An 18,497-nucleotide genomic window follows, 5' to 3' on the forward strand; every position below is an offset into this window, starting at 1 on the left:
CCAAACAATGATGCCTTCGCTACCACCGCCGCGTGGTCGCCAGTGCCAGCAAGGTGGACGCATCAATCGTCGTGCGGCCGCTACCTGACAAAAGCTGCACGGCCGGATTGCCAGCCGCAGCACTGCTGCCGCCATTCTTGACGTCGTACATCATCATGAACTTCTCAACCAGCTTCGACAGTTCCGCAGGCTGCTTCAGCTTCTTGATGTCGAAGCGGCTGGACAGGATGCCGACCTGCCGGTCCACATCGATCTGGGCCGCCTGATCCGGCAGTCCCAGTGCTGTACGGGCGAATTCCGCCAGGGCCTTGTCGGCCAGCACCTGATACCAGCTGGTGATGCCGGGCGCCTTGCGTTCGAAATAAAGGCCCAGGCGCAGGGCCTCATTGGCATTGCCCGCCGACACCTCAAAGCTCTGCGTCTCGTAGCGCTGGACGATATCATTGATGAAGGCGGGGCTGCCGCGGCGTTTGGCGCCGGTATTGCTGGTGCTGAAGGCCAAAGCCAGGTTCTTTTCCCGCTCCCCCGCCTTAGACGCGAAACTGTCGGCGTCGGCGGGATTGCTGTTCAGCACCTTGCGCAGGTACGTGGTGTCGCCAGCCTTGTCTTCCAGATCAAAGGCTTTCAGCACCACCGCCAGGGTTGTCCGGTCGCGCAGCAATTCATCCGTGCTGTCCAGGCCCGGCAGCTTCTGTTCTACGGCGCTTAAGGTCCGCCGCACCTGATACCGCGCGGCCACGGCCGCCTTGTCGCGGTCATAGGTGCTGGTCATCATCTGCCACTGCACCTTGGAACTGACGGAACTGCCGCGCGGGTTGCCGTTATAGTCCCAGATATCCAGGAAATTGTTGCGGAACTCCGTCTGTTTCGGCCCCAGCTTCATTTCGGCAAAGGGGATGGTGTTCTCCAGCGCCTCGGCCTGGCTGGCCGCGTCGGCGGGGCCGATGGGCGTGGGCAGGCCATAGACGGTTCGCACCACCGTAGCCATGTCCGGATCGTCCATGACATCGGCCCAGTCCGTCTTCGATGGCAGCTTGCGGGTGAAGTCCAGCATCATCTCCAGCGCCTTGTTGCGCTGGCCGATCTCCTGCTCGAACAGGGCCGAGACATAGCGGTCGGTGATCTGGTCAATGAAGGACGTGCCGGTCTTGTCGCTGTTGGGGCCGAAATTGAACGCCCCGGCCAGTTCCCGGAAGCGGGCATCGCCCATCCGGTTGGCGACCGACGCGCTGTCCGACATGTCGCTGGCCAGGACCTTGCGCACCAGTGCCTGGGAGTTGATCTGGTCCTGCAACCCGAAAGCCCGCATCACATAGGTGTAAAGCCGCCTGTCGGACATCAGTTCGTCCACCGACCCCACCTGCGGCAGCCGGCTGCGCGCATAATCGGTATCAGCACTGTTGACCGGATCGGCCATCATCGCGGCCTTCTGCCGTTCCTCCGTGCGCGACAGCAGCCGCCATTGCAGCAGCGACGAACCGGAGCCGCCGGTAATCAGCCCTGCGCCAAAGCCGGTCAGGCTCATAGCTCGACCTCCCGCCGCCGGGCTGAAATATTGTCCGTTTCCTCATCAGGTGGGACATAGGCGGGGGGGATGCGCAGCAGCACGTCGCCCGTCTGCTTGTCGATGACCTCGGTGTAAAGACGCTGCGTTTCCGGGTCCAGCAGAACGCGGTAGGGCCGATAGGCCGGGGACGGTTCCACGGGCGGCGCCGTGGCCACCGGCGGCACTTTCAGGCCCTTGTCAGCCTCACGCTCGGCGGCCCGGTCCATGGCGGCGACCGGTTCTGCCAGCCGCCGCCGCGCCGCCATTTCCGCGGAGGATACCGCATCGACCTTCTTCTGATCACTCATGCTCGCCTCCTGTCGTGCGGGGGTGCCTACGCACCGGCCGCTTGTTCCGGCAGCGTTTCGACCGGACTGACCGTCCGCGCGGACGGCAGCAAGATCGCCTCGTAGCTGATGACGGGCCGCAGCGCGGCCAGCGCCTTGTAGTAATCGCCGTCCCGAACATGACGGTCGGCATCGGTCAGATGGAAGCTCATGGCCGGGTCCAGGATCGCCGCATGCAACTGCGCGATCAGTGTGTCGTACACCATCCGCTGCCGGCCCGCATTTGGCGGGTCCAGCAGCATGGCCTGCACGGCGTAATAGGTCCGTTTCACGGGCGTGGTTGCCTCCTCCGGCTGAAGGATGCTGCGCCCCGTCATCACCTGGGCATGGTTGGCGACCGTCACGGTATTACGGTGCCGGCCATTCTCGATGACCACGCCGTTCACGATGAACTTCTCGAAAGGTTTCAGTTTCAGTTTCAGCCCCATGGAACACCTTCCAGGTCAGCTCGTGGGAACGGCGCCCAAGCCCTGCATCACCGCGCGGTTGACATCGACCAGCGGGGACAACGGGCGATCGGACGACAGGGCATTGCCGCTATAGCGGTCAACCCACAGGCCAAGCGAGATCAGCCCAGCCTTCAGCGTATCGGGCAACAGGTTACCGGGGTCCGACACATCGGCGACCAGCGTCATCCACAGCCGCCTGTTACGGTCGATGGCGCGGATGCGCGCATTGGCGTCATTGCTGCGCGTGGCCGTCTCCAGATCCAGGGTGACCTGCTGAAGAACCTTGCGCTCCAATTGTCGGGGGCTGGCCGTATCCATGACGGATTGCCGATAGGCTGCGACGCTCATTGGGTAATCGTCCCCATAAAAACTTCGATGAAGACAAAATAACACCCGGCGATTAAACGGCAGTGAAACGAATAATATCAGGTAATATTCTGATAAATATTTACACATATACAAAGAAAAGGGGCCGATCCGAAGATCGACCCCCTTGCCGAAATTCCGCGCTTAACGGAACAGCGACAGAATGTTCTGCGGCGCCTGGTTGGCAATCGACAGAGCCTGGATGCCCAGCTGCTGCTGGACCTGCAGGGCCTGCAGACGAGCCGATTCCTCGTTCAGATTGGCGTCGACCAGCGTACCGATACCTTCATTCAGGCTGTCCACCAGCTTGCTGGTGAAATCAGCCTGAAGGTCCAGACGCTTGCCGACATTACCGAACTCGGCCGCGGCGCTGATGACCGTGTCCATGTGGGCTTCCAGCGCCAGCAGCTGGGTCTGGGCGGCGGCGGCATTGGCCGAACCGTCGGCACCACCCGTGATCGCGGCCGACAGGCCCGCCACGAAGGTCTGAACCGCCGTCATGTCCTGTCCGTCGATGCTGTCCGTCACGGCCGTGATGGCAGCGCCGGAACGGTTGATCGACACCGTCAGGGTGCGGGTATTGGCGTTGTTCAGCAGGTTCTCGCCATTGTAGCTGGCACTGTCGATGGTGTTCTGGATGTTGTCCGCCAGGCTGTCCAGTTCATCACCGACCTTCGCATGGTCAACCGACGCGGAGGTGGCGAGCGAGAGCTGGTTCTTCACCTCGCTGAGCAGCTTCTGGATGTTTTCAGAACCGACGCGGGCCGTCTGCACGGTGGCGGCGTTGATGGCGATGTTTTCGTTCAGCGCCTTCAGGGCCGACACGTCGGACTTCATGGTGGTGGAGATGGCCCAGTAGGACGAATTGTCCTTGGCCGTCGCCACCTTCATGCCGGTGGAAATGCGGTCCTGAACGGTTTGCAGATCCTTGCTGGTCTTGTTCAGGGTCTGCAGCGCGACCATTGCGCCGACGTTCGTCAGAATAGAGGCAGCCATGATCATTCTCCTTCGTGGATGGATATGGATCTAAGCGCCTTCTGACGCAGCCGCTTCCGGGTCACGGGGGCAAACCTTGGCCAAGCCCGGAAGCTGAAGACACTGTGGCAGACCGAGATTAAAGCCGCTTAAAAGTCGGCACTTACCACCGGGATACATCTTTAGGATGCTTGCTCACCCGGGCCGTTGACCGTGAACGATCACCGGACGTCAGTCGCCAGCGCCTGCATCTCAAAGATTATGCTCGATCCGGCCATAGCCGGGCACGGCGCGCTTGCTGGCCGTTCCGCCACGGCCATAGACGCCGTCGGCACGCTGCCGCTCGGCCACGCGGCCCAGACGGCGGGCGACGGCGGTCACAGCCTCCTGCGCCGCTTGCAGGGCAATGGTGTTGGCGCGCGTCGCCGCGCACAGCCTTGCGGCGGCCACTCGCACCCGTTCCGGCGGTGCCGGGTCCTCAACCATCGGCGCGTCCCCCTCACCAGGCGCGCTATCGTCGGCAAAGACCGGTAGCAGCGGCGCCCGGTTGGCCTCGCGCAGCAGGATGCCCAACTGCTCGAACAGCCGGCGTTTGGTGCTGAAATAAAGCTCCAGCCCATCCGACTGCGCCTTGGAGACAAGGGATGTTTCCTCGTCCAGCAAGGCCGTCAGCATCTCGAACGCCTCTGCCAGGCGCAGGCGCATATCCGGGGTCAGGGCTTCCACCTTCATGGTTCAGCCCTCCTGCGACTGGCCATATTGCGCGATCTGCGCGCGAACAGGGCCGGCGATGCCAAAGCCACCATGGGCGGACGCCATATTGTCGGCCACCGTCTCCAGCATCATGCCGCGAAACACCTCCTCCGCATATCCGCCGCCAAAGGGGCCATCCGTGGCGACACCTTCGAACATGGAATCAAGCGCCTGCTGCAACAGCAGCGCCTCGAACTTCCGGGCCGCCTCTGTGGCATCGTTGCTGGACAGCGCCCCCACGGCCGGGGCCGGGCGGCGGTTCGGTTGGATTTTAGCAATCTCCATCACATGACCTCCAGTTCGGCATGAAGGGCACCGGCGGCCTTGATCGCCTGCAAAATGACGATGATGTCGCGCGGCGTGGCGCCCAGCCGGTTCAAGCCATTGACCAGTTCATTCAGGGAAACCCCGCCATCCAGGATGTTCAGGCGCTTGCCCTCCCCCTCATCCACGGCGATCTTCGTGCGCGGAACGACAACGGTCTGGCCCTGCTGCGCGAACGGGCCAGGCTGCGAAACCTGGGGCGTTTCCTCCACCCGCACCGTCAGATTGCCCTGGGCAATGGCGACGGTGCTGATCCGGACATTCTCGCCCATCACGATGGTGCCCGACTGTTCATCAATGACGACGCGCGCCACCTGATCGGGCTTGATGGCGATGGTTTCGATGCGCGTCAGCAGGCCAGCGATATCCCCGCGATAGGCCGCCGGGACCAGCAGGTCAACTGTGGTCGGGTCGGTCGCGCGTGCCGTATCGCTGCCCAGGTTCTGGTTGACGGCGGTGGCGATACGGTTGGCGGTGGAAAAATCCGGGTTGCGCAGCGCCAGCCGCACCCGCTCCAGGGAGTCCAGATCGAAATCCACTTCCCGCTCCACGATCGCCCCGTTGGCAACCCGGCCGGAGGTGGGCACGCCCTTGGTGACGCTGGCCGCCGCCCCTTCCACGGCGTAACCCGACGTGGCGACGGGCCCCTGGGCCACGGCGTAGATCTTGCCATCTGCCCCCATCAGCGGGGTGGCGATCAGATTGCCGCCGGCCAGGCTTTTGGCATCCCCCATGGTGGAAATGGAAACGTCGACACGCGTGCCCTGGCGTGGGAAAGGCGGTAGTTCCGCCATGACCATCACCGCCGCCACATTGCGCGTCTTCACATTGAGGCCGGTGATGTTCACGCCCAGCCGTTCCAGCATGCCTTCCAGGCTTTGCTGGGTGAAGGGGGAGTTCTGCAACCGGTCACCCGTGCCGTTCAACCCGACAACGAGCCCATAGCCCAGAAGCTGATTGCCGCGGACCCCCTCGACCTCCACCAGATCCTTGATGCGCATCTGGGCAAATGCGGCGTCCGGCTGGGCCATCAGCATGGCGGCGGCAAGACAGAGAAAGCTACGGACATGGCGGCGCACAACCATTTCCGACCCCTTAAGATGTATCCAATGTCGTCACCATGGCACAGCAGGGTTAAAGCGGCTTTTCCAAGAGGTTCTTACTCGCGGCGTTAATATCCATTTAATTATCTGAGTCACTATCATCTTGACTGCAACGTTCGTCGTAGACATTGCTCTATTCGAGCAGAACGAAAGGCGAATATAGAGTGGAAATACAAACAAATTAGAAGTTTTTCTTCTGCTTTCAACAGTTTCGTAAAATTCCTGTAGAATTTTACTCAAATCAGGAGTGGGGCAATGCGTGTCTTGTTGATCGAGAACGATCAGACCATCGCCGGTGCCATCAGCCGTGCCATCAGCCGCGTCGGCGTTCGGTGCGAACAGCAGTCACAGAGCAGCGTGGAAACGCCGATTGCTGAAAGGGACGGATCACTGGAGAACTATGACGCGATCCTGGTCAGTGGTGTGACCGGCGCCGAAACCCTGATCTCACGCTTGCGGGCTGTGGTGGGGCCGATGATCATTGTCAGCCTGCTGGAACATCGCTGCGTCACCTCGACCATCCAGCACCTGCGGGCGGGGGCCGACGATGTGCTGGTGAAGCCCATCAATCCGCAGGAGATCGAGGCGCGGCTGCACGCCGTTCGGCGCCGTTCCCACGGCCACAGTTCCCCGGAACTGACCGTGGGCCGCCTGACCGTGTTTCTGGACGGCCGCGACCCGGCGGTGGATGGGCAGCGCCTGCGGCTGTCGCACCGCGAACATGCGATCTTCAGCATTCTGGCGCTGAATGTCGGGCGCGTCGTGTCCAAGGAAAAGATTTATGAGACGGTCTATACCTTGTCCGGCTCCGATCCGCTGGACAAGGTGATCGACGTCTATATCTGCAAACTGCGCAAGAAGATCGCCGAAGCGACCGGCGGCGACAAATATATCGAGACGGTGTATGGCCGCGGCTATAAATTCGAAGCCCCGGTCGAAGATGATCGCGATGCCGGCGAGCCGGCGCTGATCAAGTCCGTCCCTTCCATCCCTGCCGCCCTGATCCGTGCCGGGGCCCGTTCGGGAGCCAGTGCCAGCGCCTGATTGCCGTGAATGAAACGCCGGGGCCGCAAGCGCCTGGCCCGGGCGGCATTGTTGATCGTCCATGGCGGTTGCGCCGAGGAATAGGGAAAGCCGGCCGGTCGAACCGCCGGTTCGTACCCATGACAAGGGCTGGGGTGACGGCAGAAGCCTCCCCCGGCCCGATACAGCGCTTGGCTTTTCACGGGCAAGCTTATATATGGTTCATATATGAACCATATATGGAGCCTTCAATGGGCATCGTGAATATCGAGGATGACCTGCATGATCAGCTTCGTCGGGTCGCCAAGGTCACCTACCGGTCGATCAATGCGCAGGCTGCCTTCTGGATCAAGATCGGCATGCTGTGTGAGACCAATCCGACGCTGAGCTTCACCCAGATCATGGAACGGGAGCTGAACGCTGCGGGCGTGTCGGCCCCATCGCTGTCCGTCAACGCCGCATGATCAAGGAACCCTGGGAACTGGCGCTGCTGGCCCAATCCGGCCGGCTGCTGGCATCGGTCTTCGAATGGCTGGACCGGACAGTGCTGATCGGCAAATCGACGCTTGAAATCAATGACCTGGTCGAAGATTTCATCGTCTGCGATTTGCAGGCAAGGCCGGCCAGCAAGGGGCAGTACGGCTACGGCTTTGTGTTGAACTCATCGGTGAATGAGGTGGTCTGCCACGGCGTGCCCTCTTCATCGACCGTGCTGCGCGATGGCGACATCGTCAATTTCGACATCACGCTGGAAAAGAACGGCTATATCGCCGACAGCAGCAAGACCTACCTGGTCGGTACGGTCGATCCTGCCACCAAAAGGCTGGTCCAGACCAGCTATGACGCCTTGTGGATGGGGATCAAGGCCGTTCGCCCCGGCGCCCGGCTGGGTGATATCGGCCATGCCATCGAACGCCATGCCAAGCGCGCCGGCTATTCCGTGGTGCGGGAATATTGCGGCCACGGTATCGGCCGGGAGATGCATGAAGACCCGCAGATCCTGCATTTTGGCAGGCCGGGTACCGGCCTCACCCTGCGCGAAGGTATGGTCTTCACCATCGAACCGATGCTCAACCGCGGTGGGCGGGCTGTGCAGACCGAGGATGATGGCTGGACCGTCGTGACGCAGGATGGATCCTTGTCGGCGCAGTTCGAACATACGGTGGCCGTCACCGCCACCGGCGTGTCGGTCCTGACGCTGCGCCCGGATGAACGCAAGCCAGGACCGTCCGCCACCGATCACAGGTAATTGGCGAGCGACAATTTACCCAGGCTGCTGGTCACCGCAAAGGTGGCTTCCAACTGGTTGCGCAGCACATCCAGCCGCAGTGTCGCCTCATAGGGATCGGCTTCCTCCAGCTTCACGATCTGGGTGGCGACCAGGGTCTGCTCCACCTCCAGCCGGTCCTGCGTGCGCTGGATGGTCTGCTGTTCCAGGCCCAGGATGCTCTGCGTTTCCGTCAGTTGCGCCGTGGCGCCGTTGATCATGGCCCAGGCTCGTTCCGCCACCCGCTGATAGGCTGCCTCCGGCACACTGTCGGACGGCACGGACCGCAGCAGATGCAGCCCCTTCAACAGGTCGCGCACCGCCTGATCGCCGGCCGTGGCGCCATAGGTGATGGTGACCGACCCTTCCGCCCGCGCCACCACCGTAGCGGTGGACCCATGGAAGAAGGTGTTGGAGAAATTGCCGGCCGCCGGGACGCGTGTATCATTGAACAGGGCGGTAAGGCCATTGGGCCCGTCGATCATGGCATCGACATCAGCGGCCGTCGTCAGGGGCCCGGCCGCCGTCAGCACCTGCTGAACCGCCGCATTGGGCGACAGGCCGGAAGCGGCCACCTGGTCCCCCGCCTGGATGGGTGCCTGATCGAAACGCGTGCCGCCGAACAGGAACCGCCCGCCCATGGAGCTGTTCAGCATGTTGGTGACGGTGCGCAGCGCGTCCTTGGCCGCATTGTCGATGACGGCCGACGTGGTCTCCGATCCCCCGCCCGAAGCGGCCAGCGCCAGATCACGGACCTTCGACGTCGTCTCCCCCACCACGGTCAAGGCGTCCTGCATGGCCACCATCCGCGATGCCTGTGACGCCATGGCGGTCTGGAACTGGTCGATCTCATTGCGGACATTGTGCAGGTCCAGCAAGGCAGCGGCACGGCTGCCCAGGCTGCCCGCCACGTCGATCTTGCGACCGGTGGACAGTTCCTGCTGCAGGGTCTGCATCTCCGTCTGTGTCACCCGGACATTGTTGCGGGTCTGGCGGGCCAGCGACAGGGTCGAAATGGTGCTGAGTGTCATGGATCAGATCTCCAACAGCTTGTCGAGCATGCGGCTGGCCGCCTGCATGATCTGGGCATTCGCGGCATAGCTGCGTTCCAGCACGATCAGTTCCTGCAATTCCTCGTCGATATTCACACCCTCCCGCCCTTCGCGGGTGGCGCGCACCGTTTCAAGCTGGATATCCAGGGATTTCGCGTTGCTTTCCGCCGCCGCGCGCACCGTGTGCTGCTGGCCGATGGCGGCGTTGGCGAAATCCTTGACGGTGCCGCTGGCCATCAGCCCGGCCGTGGTGTCGAAGCTCACAATGCTGCCGAACACCCCCAGGAAGGCCCGGACCTGCCCTGTGTCGCCGACATTGCCACCAGCGCTGTGCAGGCCCGTGCGGACCAGCACCGGATCACCGCCCTGATCCAGCCGCACCCGGTCATTGACCTGGATGCGCCCGGCCATGCCGGTAATATTGCCCGCGGCCCGGTCATGGGCAGTACCATTTTCCGTGAACAGGCCCGTATCGGCCGGGGCGGTCCCGGTAACCGATGCGTCGGCCTGTTGGAACCGGTCGGTCAGGACGCTGGCAATCTCATCAATCTGGCGCTGCATCTCCGGCATGATCTGGTCACGGACAGCGAACAGACCTTCCAGCTTTCCGCCCTTGACCGCGTTGGGATAGCCGCTGCCAGGGGCAATGTCGATGCCGTCAACGGTGAGGCCGGACAGACCACCCCCGGGATATCCGGCACTGGCGCCAATCACTGGCGTGCGGGAGAAGTCGATCTGCCGCGCCTGTTCGTCCAGCAGGGTGACGCCACCCGTCGTCATCACGACGACGGCATTGGCATCGCGGGTGAAATACTGGATGTCGATCTGCTCCGACAGCCCGTCCAGCAGACGGTCACGCTCGTCATCCAGTTCAGAAATGTCCTGGCCGCTGCCGGTCCGCACGGCCACCTGCCGGTTCAGTTCCTCCAGCCGGCGCAAGGCGCCGTTGATGCTGGTGACCGCATCGCCGATGCCGGCATCGGCCTGTTCGCGGGCGGACGCGACGGCCGTGTTGGCATCACCCAACCCGCTGGCCAGATTGACAGCGGCATCGACCACGGCGCGCTGCTGGGTCGGGCTGTCGGGCAGGTCTTCCAGACCATAGAAGGCCTGTTCCAAGGCGGCCAGCCGGGAACTGAGGCTGCGTTCCTCCTGCGGCTGTCCGATGGTCTGGGTATAGACCGACAGGATTTCCGCCCGCGCCGCCTGCGCGGCGGCAGCCGACGCCTGCACCCGCTGCTCGCGGGCCAACGAGGCATCGGCGCTGCGACGCACGTCGCTGACCTGCACGCCCCTGCCCTCCCCGCCGATGGAGACGGAGGTCAGCACCGCCTCCTTGCGGGTATAGCCCGGTGTGGCGGCATTGGCGATGTTGCGGGACAGGATGGCCGACTTGGCCTGATTGGCCTGCAGGCCGCTCAGCGCTGTCTGGAGAGCAAGACCGATGCTCATGGTCGCTGCCTTTCTGACGAAATTGGACGTTGGCTCAGCGCATCAGGCGCGTGATCTCATCCATCATCTCGTCGGCGGTCTGGATGATCTTGGCGTTGGAGGAATAGGCGCGCTGCGTCTCGATGATGCTGGTCAGCTCCTCCGCGATATCGACATTGGAGCTTTCCAGCGCCCCGTCATCAATGGTTCCGGCCGACCCGGCCCCACCATCCCAGAGGTAGAAATCGCCGGACTCCCGGCTGACCTGGAAGGCATTGCCATCCATGCGCCGCAAGCCGTCGGGATTGGTCACATTGGCGACAGGGATCTGATAGACGGCTTGGCGCAGACCGTTGCGATAGATGGCGGTCATGATGCCGTCATCACCGATTTCCACCCGGTCCAGCGGCGCGTAGCCGGCCCCGTCCTTACCGAAGGCGCCCGGCGCATATTGGTCACCCCATTGGGTCAGGCCGCCATTCTCCCCGATCTGCCCCATGGACAGCTTGATCGGTTGCCCGGCCACCGTCAGCGAAATGGTCCCGTTGTTCACGGTGACGCCGGAACCCGCCGTCATGGAGGACAAGGTACCCGCCGGAATGGTGGAGGAGATGCCGTTGCTGAATTCCATATTGACGGTGCCCAGGGACACGTTGTTGCCATCCTTGATGTTCAGGGTCCAGCGGTTGGCAACGGTCGACGGCTGCCATTCCATCGTCAGCTTGTTGGTGAAGCCCAGCGGTGTGTAATAGTCGATGGAGGTGGAAAACGGGGCCGCCGCCGGGGTCTGGCCCGTCATGCTGGCCGGCAGGTTGGCGGTGAAATTGATGGCCGTCGTCGCCTTCGCCAACCCGGTGATCTTGCCCAGGCTGACCGTTTCCAGGCCGTCGAAGCTGGTGCGCGACGGGTTTCCGCCAACGACATTGCCGTTGGTATCCAACGGCCAGCCTTGCAGGTAATAGCCACCCGTATTCACCAGATTGCCGCTGCTGTCTGGGCGGAAGGAACCGCCGCGCGTCAGGAGATGCGTGGTGCCCTGCACATCCTGGCCATCAGCTTCGGTGCCGACCACGAAGAAGCCATTGCCGGAAATGGCCAGATCGGTGGCGACCGTGGACCGGGTGACAATGCCGCCGCGCGACACTTCCGTGCGCAGCGAGGCTTCGACACCACCGGCAGAATAGGTGCCGGCGCTGGAATTGTTGGTGACCAGGGTGGCGAACTGCACATTGGTGCGCTTGTAGCCGACGGTACCGGAGTTCGAGATATTGTCGGAAATGGCGCTGAACTTGGCGCTCTGCGCCGCAAGACCGCTGACTCCCGAGTTCATTGCACTGAAAATGCTCATGGGGACGGACTCCGCTTGGCTGGTCGGTTAAAGGTGCCGTGGCATCGGGGATGATGTCCGTTACAACGACCATCGGGGCCCAAGCGGGGCCGGGTCGCGCAACAGGGCCGGGAGGCGCTTCAGCGCCGACGTTCCGCCCGGTGGGTTCTCCCACCGCCCTTCACGATAAGGCGTCACGCTTAAAACCGGATAAAACCGGCGACGATGGTTCAGTTCACTTTTACGCCCGTGGGCAACGGCACGCGGCGCAGCAGGGTGATGGAAATGCGACGGTTGCGCGGATCTTCCGGCGCCTCCGGGAACAGGTACAGCGTATCGGCCAGCCCCTCGACCCGCGCCATCCGCGAGGACGCGATGCCATTGGCGGCCAGGATGCGGCGGGCGGCGTTGGCCCGGTCGGATGACAGTTCCCAATTGCCATAGCGGGCGCTGGCCGCGAAGGCCCGCCCATCGGTGTGGCCGGCCACGGCAACCGGGTTGGGCACCGGGGCCAATGCCTGCGCCACCACCTGCAACAGGGCGGCCGCCCGGCTGTTCAGTTCGACCGACGCCACATCGAACATGGAAAAATGCGGCCGGTCGGTGATCTGGATGCGCAGACCCTCGGGCGTGATGTCGAAGATCAGATTGTCGGAAAGCTCGGCCAGTTCCCCGGCCAGCGCCAGCGCGGCGCGCAGATCCGTCTCGATCTTCTCGAACGCCGCCTGTTCGGCGGCCACACCGGCCAGTTGCTGCGCCAGCCCGGGATCGATCTCCTCGCCCACGGGGATGGCACCGTTGGCCACCTCCCCCAGGTTCAGGTCACCCTTGCCGGCATCCGTTCCGGCCTGGCCCGCCTTGCCCTTCCCGGCCTCGCCTTCCAGCACCTGCGCATCCGGACCGGGGGGTGACAGGGCGGGGACGCGCGCAGCCGGAATGCTCTCCCAGGCGCTGCTGGCACTGCTGGTCAGGGCGCCGCTGGTGGCAACGCTTCGGCCGCCCAACTGCCCGTCCGCCCCGGAATTGCTGCTGGAAACGCTGATCGGGTTGAAATAGTCGGCAATGCCTTCCTTCTGTTCCGGCGACGTGATGTTCACCAGCCAGAGCAACATGAAGAAGGCCATCATCATGGTCGTGAAGTCGGCATAGGCGATCTTCCACGATCCGTTTTCCTGGTCCTCGTCATGGACATGATGGCGGCGGCGGATGACGATGCTGGTGCGGGGAAGCCGTCCGGTCGTCGCCATGGTCAGGCCGCCCGCTGGCGCTCGCCCATGCGCTGGGCGGCGTTGGTGGTGACATTCTCCACTTCATGGAAGGTGGGCTGCACTTCGGCGAACAGCACCTTGCGCGCATGTTCCACGGCTACGGCCGGAGCTGATCCGTGCAGGTGCGCAACCAGGGCCGCCTTGATGCAATGGAAGAATTTCATCTCCTCGTCCCGCATGCGGTTCATGGCGCTGGCCAGCGGTCCGATGACGCCATAGGACAGCAGAACGCCCAGGAAGGTGCCGACCATGGCCCCGCCGATCAGTTGGCCCAGCACCTCCGGGGCGGCGGAAATAGCGCCCATGGCCTTGATCATGCCCAGCACGGCCGCCACAATCCCCAGCGCCGGCAGCGCCTCCGCCATGGTGTGCAGGCTGCGCGGCGCCCGGTGCAGTTCCTTGTGCAGGGTCACCAGTTCCTCCTCCATCAGCGCCTCCATCTCCGTCGCGCGGTCGGCGCCCAGCGACATCAGCCGCAGATAGTCGGTCATGAAGGTGACGGCACGTTCCTGTTCCAGCGTGCGGGGAAACTGCTGGAACAGGGCGCTTTCCGTCGGCTGCTCGATATCCTTTTCCAGGCCCATCAGACCCTTGGTCCGCACCGTGCGCAGCACCGTATAAAGCAGGGCCAGCAGTTCCAGATAATCGGCACGGCGATGGGCGGTGCCCCGGAACAGGGCGCGCAGGCTGGTGCCCGTGTCCTTGATGATCTGCCAGGGATTGGCGATGACGAAGGCGCCCAGGGCGGCGCCGCAGACGATCAGCACTTCAAATGGTTGCCACAGAACCGTTATGTGTCCACCCAGGGCGAGGAACCCGCCCAGGACGGAGGCGAAGACGATGGCAGCACCGATGAGAAGGTTCATCGCGATAACTCCAGGGCAAGGCGACGTTCAGGAGGCCCCATCCTGACAAGGCCGGGTTAAACCCGGTTTTCAGTTGGGGCCGGCCGGCCGCACCAGCCGACCCAGCGCCTGCGCATCATCCAGCAGGCCGCGCAGGTCGCGTTCACCCGCCTGTGCCCCCGGCACTGGCCGGGCCAGCAGCAGCAGATCGTCGCCCCATCGGCGCCCGTCCAGCGCGTCCCCCTGCCCTTCGATGACGGACCCGGCTGCCGGATCACCGGCCAGCATGGCGGCCAGGGCATATCGCGCCGCCGTGTCCGGCGACAGGGGGCGCTCGGCGGCCAGGGCCTTGTAATTCCGCGCCGCCTCGCCCCATTTGCCCTGCTGCCACAAGCCATCGGCGCGCACGGCCAGGGCGGCCGGGTCCTTGCCATCGGCCATGACCGCCATGGCCCCGGCACTGTCGCCCGCCATCAGCAGGGCCCGGGCGCGCAGCTCCTTGCCGCGCTGGGCTTCGGCGGGTGTTGGGTCTTCCACCCCCTCCAGGGTCACCAGCGCGGCCGCCGCGTCGCCGGCCGCCAGCTCCAGGGCGGCAAGATCATGGAGGATAGCCGGCCGCTCCCTCGCCGGCAACGGCGCCACCAGCGCCTGCAATTCCTCCATGGCGATGCGCTGCGCGCCGGCATCCGACAGCATGCGCGCAAAACGCCGACGCACATCCCAGCCCACCGGCTCCGACGGCAACAGGTCGCGGTGGCGCTGATAGGCAGTGATACGGTCAGGCAGGGGGATATCTTTCGCCGCGGCGCTGGCCAAGTGGTCGAATATCTGCACCGCCAGATCGGCGGCGGCTGCCCGCTCGGCCGGGGACCGGTCGGGGAAGCGCAGGGCCAGCAGACGCAGCTTTTCCAGCGCCGTCAGCGGGTCGTATCGCTGCTGGGCCAGCAGGGCCAGCTGCCACAGGCTTTCCGCCTCGATCGTCGTTCCGGGCCAATCCCGGACGGCCGCATCCAGGGCCGTGACCCGTTCGGCCTGCGTCCGCTCGCCGCGCTCCACCCGCATCGCGATGGCTTCCAGCCGGGCGCGGGCGGCATCGGTGCCGGCCAGGGCCGCCGCCTGATCCCATTGTGTCAGCGCCAGCGTGGCCCGGCCGGCCGCCGCATGCAGGCGTCCCACCGCCTCGTGCAGCCTTGCCTTGATCACGGGATCGTTGTCATCGGCTTCGATGCTGCGGGCGATGACCCTGGCCATGCCGTCCAGGCCGGCATCGGCCGCGATGGACAGCAGGTCCAGCCCCAGATCCCGCCGCATCTCTGCCGGCAGGGCGGGCAGCGCCCGCAAAGCCTTGGGCAGGTACAGAACCGCCTCCCGCCCCTGACCCCGCCGTTGCAGCAGCACGGACGCCCACAGGGGGCCATCGGCGGCCCGCAGCGACTGGTTGGTCAGCAGCCGATCGGCCTGTGCGTCCTGCGGAGCGGCCAGGACGGCGGCAATAGCGGCCAGCACCTGATCCTCCTCCGTGGCGGCGCGCCCCTGAAGGGTGGCCCGGACTTCCGGCGCCATGTTCCAGGCAAGCTGGAAGCGCACCAGATCGCGCAGCGCCGCCGGATCATGGTCCGACAGGGAAAGGGCCGACCGCAACCGGTCACGATGCTCCAGATAGGGCGCCTGACGCCAGCCGCTCAGGTCGACCAGCGACGGCCCGCCGCCCCAGGCTGGATCGGGTCGACGCGCGTCACGACCACTGGTGGACGCGCTGGCGGTTCCCTTGGGGCGCTTGCCGGCGGGTGGTGTGGCCGCCTCCCGTGCGCCATCGACAACGGCCTTGCGGGCGAATTCCGCTTCTGCCGCCGTCAGGGCCGGGACCGGCGGCTTGCGGCCCGGCACCACCATGGCCGTAACCGCCGGGGGTGTCGGGGCCTGTTCCGCCAGACCAGGGGCGACCAGGCCCGCCCCCACCGGCACGGACGTCAGAAGGACACGCAAAAACTGTCTCATGGCCCCACCGCAGCCGATCTTGAACCCGGATTTAACCTAGCCGCTGCACATTAAAGCCGGTTCAAAGCGGCGCCCCCTCGCATCGGGGATTGCAGGGCGCCAGCGAAGCCGGAGGGTTCCCCCCGTGGAAAACGCGCTTTATGTCGCGCTGTCGCAGCAGATGGCGCTGCGCCGCATGCTGGACGTGACCGCCAACAATGTGGCCAACATGAATACCCAGGCCTTCCGCGCGGAACGGCCGGTCTTCGACGATTTCGTCAGCCGCATGGGCCGTGGCGCCGATCCGACGGCCTTTGTGATCGACCGCGCCACCTATACCGACACGCGCGAAGGCGCCCTGACCACGACGGGCAACCCATTCGACATCGCCATCCGCGGCGATGGCTGGTTGCAGGTCGAAACGCCAGCAGGGGCGCGCTACACCCGTGACGGGCGTCTGGGCCGGTCGGCGGACGGCGATCTGGTGACCGTAGACGGGGCCCCTGTGCTGGATGATGCCGGCAATCGCATCACCGTGCCGGAGGATGTGGGGCCGCTCACCATCGCCGCCGACGGTACCCTGTCCTACAAGGTGGAAGGCAGCGAAGGCGCCCAGTCGGTGGAACTGGGTCGCATCGGGCTTTATTCACTGCCGGGGGCGGAAGGGCTGCAACGCGGTGGCGACGGGCTTGTCACCGCCAGTGGCCAGGCCCTGCCGGCGATGGGCGTCACCATCGTGCAAGGCGCCCTGGAAGGTTCCAATGTGCAGCCCATCGTGGAAATGGTGCGGCTGATCGACCTGACGCGCGCCTACGGCCAGTCCGTGAAACTGACGGAGGCGGAGAATGACCGCCAGCGCGGCACCATCAACAAGCTCGGCGGGCCCGCGACCTGATGGTCAGCCATCCACCCAGAATGCTGGCGACCGCCGGCCCGGCGCCTGATGGCGCACGAAAAGGATCACAAAATGCGCACGCTCGACATTGCCGCCAGCGGCATGATGGCCCAGCAGATGAATGTGGAGGTCATCTCCAACAACATCGCCAACATCAACACCGTCGCCTTCAAACGGTCCCGCGCGGAATTTCAGGATCTGATGTACCAGTCGCAATTGCGGCCGGGCGCCACCTCCTCCGACCAGGGGGACATCGTGCCCACGGGCATCCAGTTGGGTCTGGGCGTGAAGCCCGGCACCGTGGCGCGCCAGCATGTGCAGGGGCCGCTGACCAAGACCGAAGGCGATTATGACCTGGCCCTGGACGGGCGCGGCTATTTTCTGGTGACGCTGCCCACGGGGGAGACGGCCTATTCGCGCGCCGGCAATTTCAAGCTGTCGCCCGAAGGCACCATCGTGACCACCGACGGGCACGAGGTCAGCCCCGGCATCACCGTCCCGGAAAATACCCGCGACGTGATGATCAACAGCAATGGCGAGGTGCTGGCCTATATCGAGGGCCAGACGGAGCCGCAGAATGTCGGCCAGTTCGACATCGCCATGTTCGTAAACGAAGCCGGTCTGGAATCGGTGGGCAGCAACCTGTACCTGGAAACCCCCGCATCGGGTGTGCCGATCCTGGGCCTGCCGGGCCAGCCGGGCTTTGGCACGGTCCGCCAGGGCTATGTCGAATCCTCCAACGTCAATATCGTGCAGGAAATCACCAACCTGATCTCTGCCCAGCGGGCGTACGAGATGAACAGCCGCACGGTGGAAGCCGGCGACCAGATGCTGAACACCCTGGTCCAGATGCGGTGAGGACGATGATGCGCAGGCTGTTCCCCCCGTTGGCCGTGACCGGATTGCTGCTGGCCTTCTGCACCCCGGCCCTGGCGCAGAAGGACGCGGCAGAGGCCTTGTTGCGCCCGGCCCTTCAGGAACGCCTTGGCCCCACGCTGGGCCAGGGGGAACTGCACCTGCGCATCGCCACGCCCGTGACGGGAGAGGTTGCGGCGGTGGAGACGCTGACTATCGACCGCAGCGGCCGGCGCTTCGCCGCCATCCTGGCCGGCCCCGGCCGGCGGCAGCGGGTGGAGGGAGAGCTTTGGACGGAGCTTCAGATCCCCGTCCCCACCCGCCGCCTGTCACCGGGGGAAGTGATCGGGGAAGCCGACCTGACCATGACCGCGATGCGCACCGATCAGGTGGGTCAGCGCACCATCACGGACAAGCACGCCCTGTTGGGCCAGACGGCACGGCGCGTGCTGTCGCCCGGCCGGCCCGTGCCCGACAATTCGGTTGTGGCGCAGACGGCTGTCATCCGCAACAAGCCGGTGACCCTGGAATATCGCCAGGGGGCCTTGCTGATCACGGCGCGGGGTCGTGCCTTGGCGAATGGCGCGGTGGGGGACCAGATCCGGGTGCAGAACCTGGACAGCAACCGCACTCTGACCGGGACGGTCACGGGGCCAGCTACCGTTTCGACCACAGAATGATCAATCGATACGAT

General features: G+C 64.6%; 20 protein-coding genes. 6 read left to right on the forward strand and 14 right to left on the reverse strand.

Annotation, left to right across the window (positions count from 1 at the left end):
• Nucleotides 1–19 precede the first annotated feature (19 nt).
• The 8 genes from ACODTW_RS02695 to ACODTW_RS02730 all read right to left on the reverse strand — a co-directional run bounded on the left by ACODTW_RS02695 (nucleotide 20) and on the right by ACODTW_RS02730 (nucleotide 5,845).
• Nucleotides 20–1,525 carry a DUF1217 domain-containing protein gene (locus ACODTW_RS02695; protein ID WP_488944336.1) on the reverse strand — a complete coding sequence of 502 codons (1,506 nt, stop codon included), beginning with the start codon at nucleotides 1,523–1,525 and terminating at the stop codon, nucleotides 20–22.
• The gene (locus ACODTW_RS02700; protein ID WP_488944337.1) at nucleotides 1,522–1,854 is read right to left on the reverse strand and encodes a hypothetical protein; all 333 of its coding nucleotides are present in this window, start codon (nucleotides 1,852–1,854) and stop codon (nucleotides 1,522–1,524) included. The genes ACODTW_RS02695 and ACODTW_RS02700 overlap by 4 nt, the downstream gene beginning before the upstream one ends.
• A gap of 26 nt (nucleotides 1,855–1,880) precedes the next feature.
• On the reverse strand, nucleotides 1,881–2,321 hold the full coding sequence (locus ACODTW_RS02705) for a flagellar biosynthesis repressor FlbT (RefSeq protein ID WP_488944338.1): 441 nt from the start codon (nucleotides 2,319–2,321) through the stop codon (nucleotides 1,881–1,883).
• A gap of 15 nt (nucleotides 2,322–2,336) precedes the next feature.
• Entirely contained in the window at nucleotides 2,337–2,690 is a 354-nt protein-coding gene (gene flaF, locus ACODTW_RS02710; protein ID WP_488944339.1) for a flagellar biosynthesis regulator FlaF, read from the reverse strand.
• 162 nt (nucleotides 2,691–2,852) lie between these two features.
• A complete protein-coding gene (locus ACODTW_RS02715; protein ID WP_488944340.1) occupies nucleotides 2,853–3,704 on the reverse strand; it encodes a flagellin N-terminal helical domain-containing protein in 852 nt (283 codons plus the stop codon).
• A 231-nt stretch (nucleotides 3,705–3,935) separates the two neighbouring features.
• A complete protein-coding gene (locus ACODTW_RS02720) occupies nucleotides 3,936–4,415 on the reverse strand; it encodes a hypothetical protein (protein ID WP_488944341.1) in 480 nt (159 codons plus the stop codon).
• Nucleotides 4,416–4,418: 3 nt separating this feature from the next.
• The gene (locus tag ACODTW_RS02725; RefSeq protein WP_488944342.1) at nucleotides 4,419–4,721 is read right to left on the reverse strand and encodes a rod-binding protein; all 303 of its coding nucleotides are present in this window, start codon (nucleotides 4,719–4,721) and stop codon (nucleotides 4,419–4,421) included.
• Nucleotides 4,721–5,845: a flagellar basal body P-ring protein FlgI gene (locus tag ACODTW_RS02730; protein ID WP_488944343.1), complete on the reverse strand. Its 1,125-nt coding sequence runs from the start codon at nucleotides 5,843–5,845 to the stop codon at nucleotides 4,721–4,723. Before ACODTW_RS02730 ends, ACODTW_RS02725 begins: the two co-directional genes overlap by 1 nt.
• 273 nt (nucleotides 5,846–6,118) lie before the next feature.
• Here ACODTW_RS02730 and ACODTW_RS02735 point away from each other — a divergent pair, with 273 nt between their 5' ends.
• From ACODTW_RS02735 to map, 3 genes are all read left to right on the forward strand, one after another.
• Nucleotides 6,119–6,907, forward strand: a complete 789-nt coding sequence (locus ACODTW_RS02735; protein WP_488944344.1) for a response regulator transcription factor — start codon at nucleotides 6,119–6,121, stop codon at nucleotides 6,905–6,907.
• A gap of 230 nt (nucleotides 6,908–7,137) precedes the next feature.
• On the forward strand, nucleotides 7,138–7,350 hold the full coding sequence (locus ACODTW_RS02740) for a ParD-like family protein (protein ID WP_488944345.1): 213 nt from the start codon (nucleotides 7,138–7,140) through the stop codon (nucleotides 7,348–7,350).
• Nucleotides 7,347–8,135 (forward strand): type I methionyl aminopeptidase, encoded by a 789-nt coding sequence (gene map / locus ACODTW_RS02745; protein WP_488944346.1) that lies wholly within the window; start codon nucleotides 7,347–7,349, stop codon nucleotides 8,133–8,135. Before ACODTW_RS02740 ends, map begins: the two co-directional genes overlap by 4 nt.
• Here map and ACODTW_RS02750 read toward each other — a convergent pair.
• The 6 genes from ACODTW_RS02750 to ACODTW_RS02775 form a co-directional block, all read right to left on the reverse strand.
• Nucleotides 8,126–9,184 carry a flagellin N-terminal helical domain-containing protein gene (locus tag ACODTW_RS02750; RefSeq protein WP_488944347.1) on the reverse strand — a complete coding sequence of 353 codons (1,059 nt, stop codon included), beginning with the start codon at nucleotides 9,182–9,184 and terminating at the stop codon, nucleotides 8,126–8,128. The two genes, map and ACODTW_RS02750, sit on opposite strands and share 10 nt — an antisense overlap.
• A gap of 3 nt (nucleotides 9,185–9,187) precedes the next feature.
• Nucleotides 9,188–10,657, reverse strand: coding sequence for a flagellar hook-associated protein FlgK (flgK, locus tag ACODTW_RS02755; RefSeq protein ID WP_488944348.1), 1,470 nt, complete (start codon nucleotides 10,655–10,657; stop codon nucleotides 9,188–9,190).
• Between the two features lie 34 nt (nucleotides 10,658–10,691).
• Nucleotides 10,692–11,984, reverse strand: a complete 1,293-nt coding sequence (locus tag ACODTW_RS02760; protein WP_488944349.1) for a flagellar hook protein FlgE — start codon at nucleotides 11,982–11,984, stop codon at nucleotides 10,692–10,694.
• A gap of 209 nt (nucleotides 11,985–12,193) precedes the next feature.
• A complete protein-coding gene (locus ACODTW_RS02765; RefSeq protein ID WP_488944350.1) occupies nucleotides 12,194–13,210 on the reverse strand; it encodes a flagellar motor protein MotB in 1,017 nt (338 codons plus the stop codon).
• Between the two features lie 2 nt (nucleotides 13,211–13,212).
• Nucleotides 13,213–14,097, reverse strand: a complete 885-nt coding sequence (gene motA / locus ACODTW_RS02770) for a flagellar motor stator protein MotA (protein WP_488944351.1) — start codon at nucleotides 14,095–14,097, stop codon at nucleotides 13,213–13,215.
• 69 nt (nucleotides 14,098–14,166) lie between these two features.
• On the reverse strand, nucleotides 14,167–16,074 hold the full coding sequence (locus ACODTW_RS02775; RefSeq protein WP_488944352.1) for a hypothetical protein: 1,908 nt from the start codon (nucleotides 16,072–16,074) through the stop codon (nucleotides 14,167–14,169).
• 124 nt (nucleotides 16,075–16,198) lie between these two features.
• Between ACODTW_RS02775 and flgF the strand changes: the two genes are divergently transcribed.
• The 3 genes from flgF (at nucleotide 16,199) to flgA (ending at nucleotide 18,483) form a co-directional block, all read left to right on the forward strand.
• Nucleotides 16,199–16,948 carry a flagellar basal-body rod protein FlgF gene (flgF, locus tag ACODTW_RS02780; RefSeq protein ID WP_488944353.1) on the forward strand — a complete coding sequence of 250 codons (750 nt, stop codon included), beginning with the start codon at nucleotides 16,199–16,201 and terminating at the stop codon, nucleotides 16,946–16,948.
• A 72-nt stretch (nucleotides 16,949–17,020) separates the two neighbouring features.
• A complete protein-coding gene (gene flgG, locus ACODTW_RS02785; protein WP_488944354.1) occupies nucleotides 17,021–17,806 on the forward strand; it encodes a flagellar basal-body rod protein FlgG in 786 nt (261 codons plus the stop codon).
• Nucleotides 17,807–17,811: 5 nt separating this feature from the next.
• Nucleotides 17,812–18,483: a flagellar basal body P-ring formation chaperone FlgA gene (gene flgA, locus ACODTW_RS02790; protein WP_488944355.1), complete on the forward strand. Its 672-nt coding sequence runs from the start codon at nucleotides 17,812–17,814 to the stop codon at nucleotides 18,481–18,483.
• Nucleotides 18,484–18,497: the final 14 nt, after the last annotated feature.

This window comes from Niveispirillum sp. FG148, from assembly GCF_057809655.1.

Excerpts from the sequence above, each read along its gene's own strand:
- ACODTW_RS02760 (WP_488944349.1), bottom strand. The coding sequence starts at position 11,984 with ATGAGCATTTTCAGTGCAATGAACTCGGGAGTCAGCGGTCTTGCGGCG.
- ACODTW_RS02705 (WP_488944338.1), bottom strand. The coding sequence starts at position 2,321 with ATGGGGCTGAAACTGAAACTGAAACCTTTCGAGAAGTTCATCGTGAAC.
- flaF (WP_488944339.1), bottom strand. The coding sequence starts at position 2,690 with ATGAGCGTCGCAGCCTATCGGCAATCCGTCATGGATACGGCCAGCCCC.
- ACODTW_RS02715 (WP_488944340.1), bottom strand. The coding sequence starts at position 3,704 with ATGGCTGCCTCTATTCTGACGAACGTCGGCGCAATGGTCGCGCTGCAG.
- ACODTW_RS02765 (WP_488944350.1), bottom strand. The coding sequence starts at position 13,210 with ATGGCGACGACCGGACGGCTTCCCCGCACCAGCATCGTCATCCGCCGC.
- flgK (WP_488944348.1), bottom strand. The coding sequence starts at position 10,657 with ATGAGCATCGGTCTTGCTCTCCAGACAGCGCTGAGCGGCCTGCAGGCC.
- flgA (WP_488944355.1), top strand. The coding sequence starts at position 17,812 with ATGATGCGCAGGCTGTTCCCCCCGTTGGCCGTGACCGGATTGCTGCTG.
- ACODTW_RS02720 (WP_488944341.1), bottom strand. The coding sequence starts at position 4,415 with ATGAAGGTGGAAGCCCTGACCCCGGATATGCGCCTGCGCCTGGCAGAG.
- map (WP_488944346.1), top strand. The coding sequence starts at position 7,347 with ATGATCAAGGAACCCTGGGAACTGGCGCTGCTGGCCCAATCCGGCCGG.
- ACODTW_RS02730 (WP_488944343.1), bottom strand. The coding sequence starts at position 5,845 with ATGGTTGTGCGCCGCCATGTCCGTAGCTTTCTCTGTCTTGCCGCCGCC.
- ACODTW_RS02695 (WP_488944336.1), bottom strand. The coding sequence starts at position 1,525 with ATGAGCCTGACCGGCTTTGGCGCAGGGCTGATTACCGGCGGCTCCGGT.
- ACODTW_RS02725 (WP_488944342.1), bottom strand. The coding sequence starts at position 4,721 with ATGGAGATTGCTAAAATCCAACCGAACCGCCGCCCGGCCCCGGCCGTG.
- ACODTW_RS02735 (WP_488944344.1), top strand. The coding sequence starts at position 6,119 with ATGCGTGTCTTGTTGATCGAGAACGATCAGACCATCGCCGGTGCCATC.
- ACODTW_RS02700 (WP_488944337.1), bottom strand. The coding sequence starts at position 1,854 with ATGAGTGATCAGAAGAAGGTCGATGCGGTATCCTCCGCGGAAATGGCG.
- ACODTW_RS02750 (WP_488944347.1), bottom strand. The coding sequence starts at position 9,184 with ATGACACTCAGCACCATTTCGACCCTGTCGCTGGCCCGCCAGACCCGC.
- motA (WP_488944351.1), bottom strand. The coding sequence starts at position 14,097 with ATGAACCTTCTCATCGGTGCTGCCATCGTCTTCGCCTCCGTCCTGGGC.
- flgG (WP_488944354.1), top strand. The coding sequence starts at position 17,021 with ATGCGCACGCTCGACATTGCCGCCAGCGGCATGATGGCCCAGCAGATG.
- ACODTW_RS02775 (WP_488944352.1), bottom strand. The coding sequence starts at position 16,074 with ATGAGACAGTTTTTGCGTGTCCTTCTGACGTCCGTGCCGGTGGGGGCG.
- ACODTW_RS02740 (WP_488944345.1), top strand. The coding sequence starts at position 7,138 with ATGGGCATCGTGAATATCGAGGATGACCTGCATGATCAGCTTCGTCGG.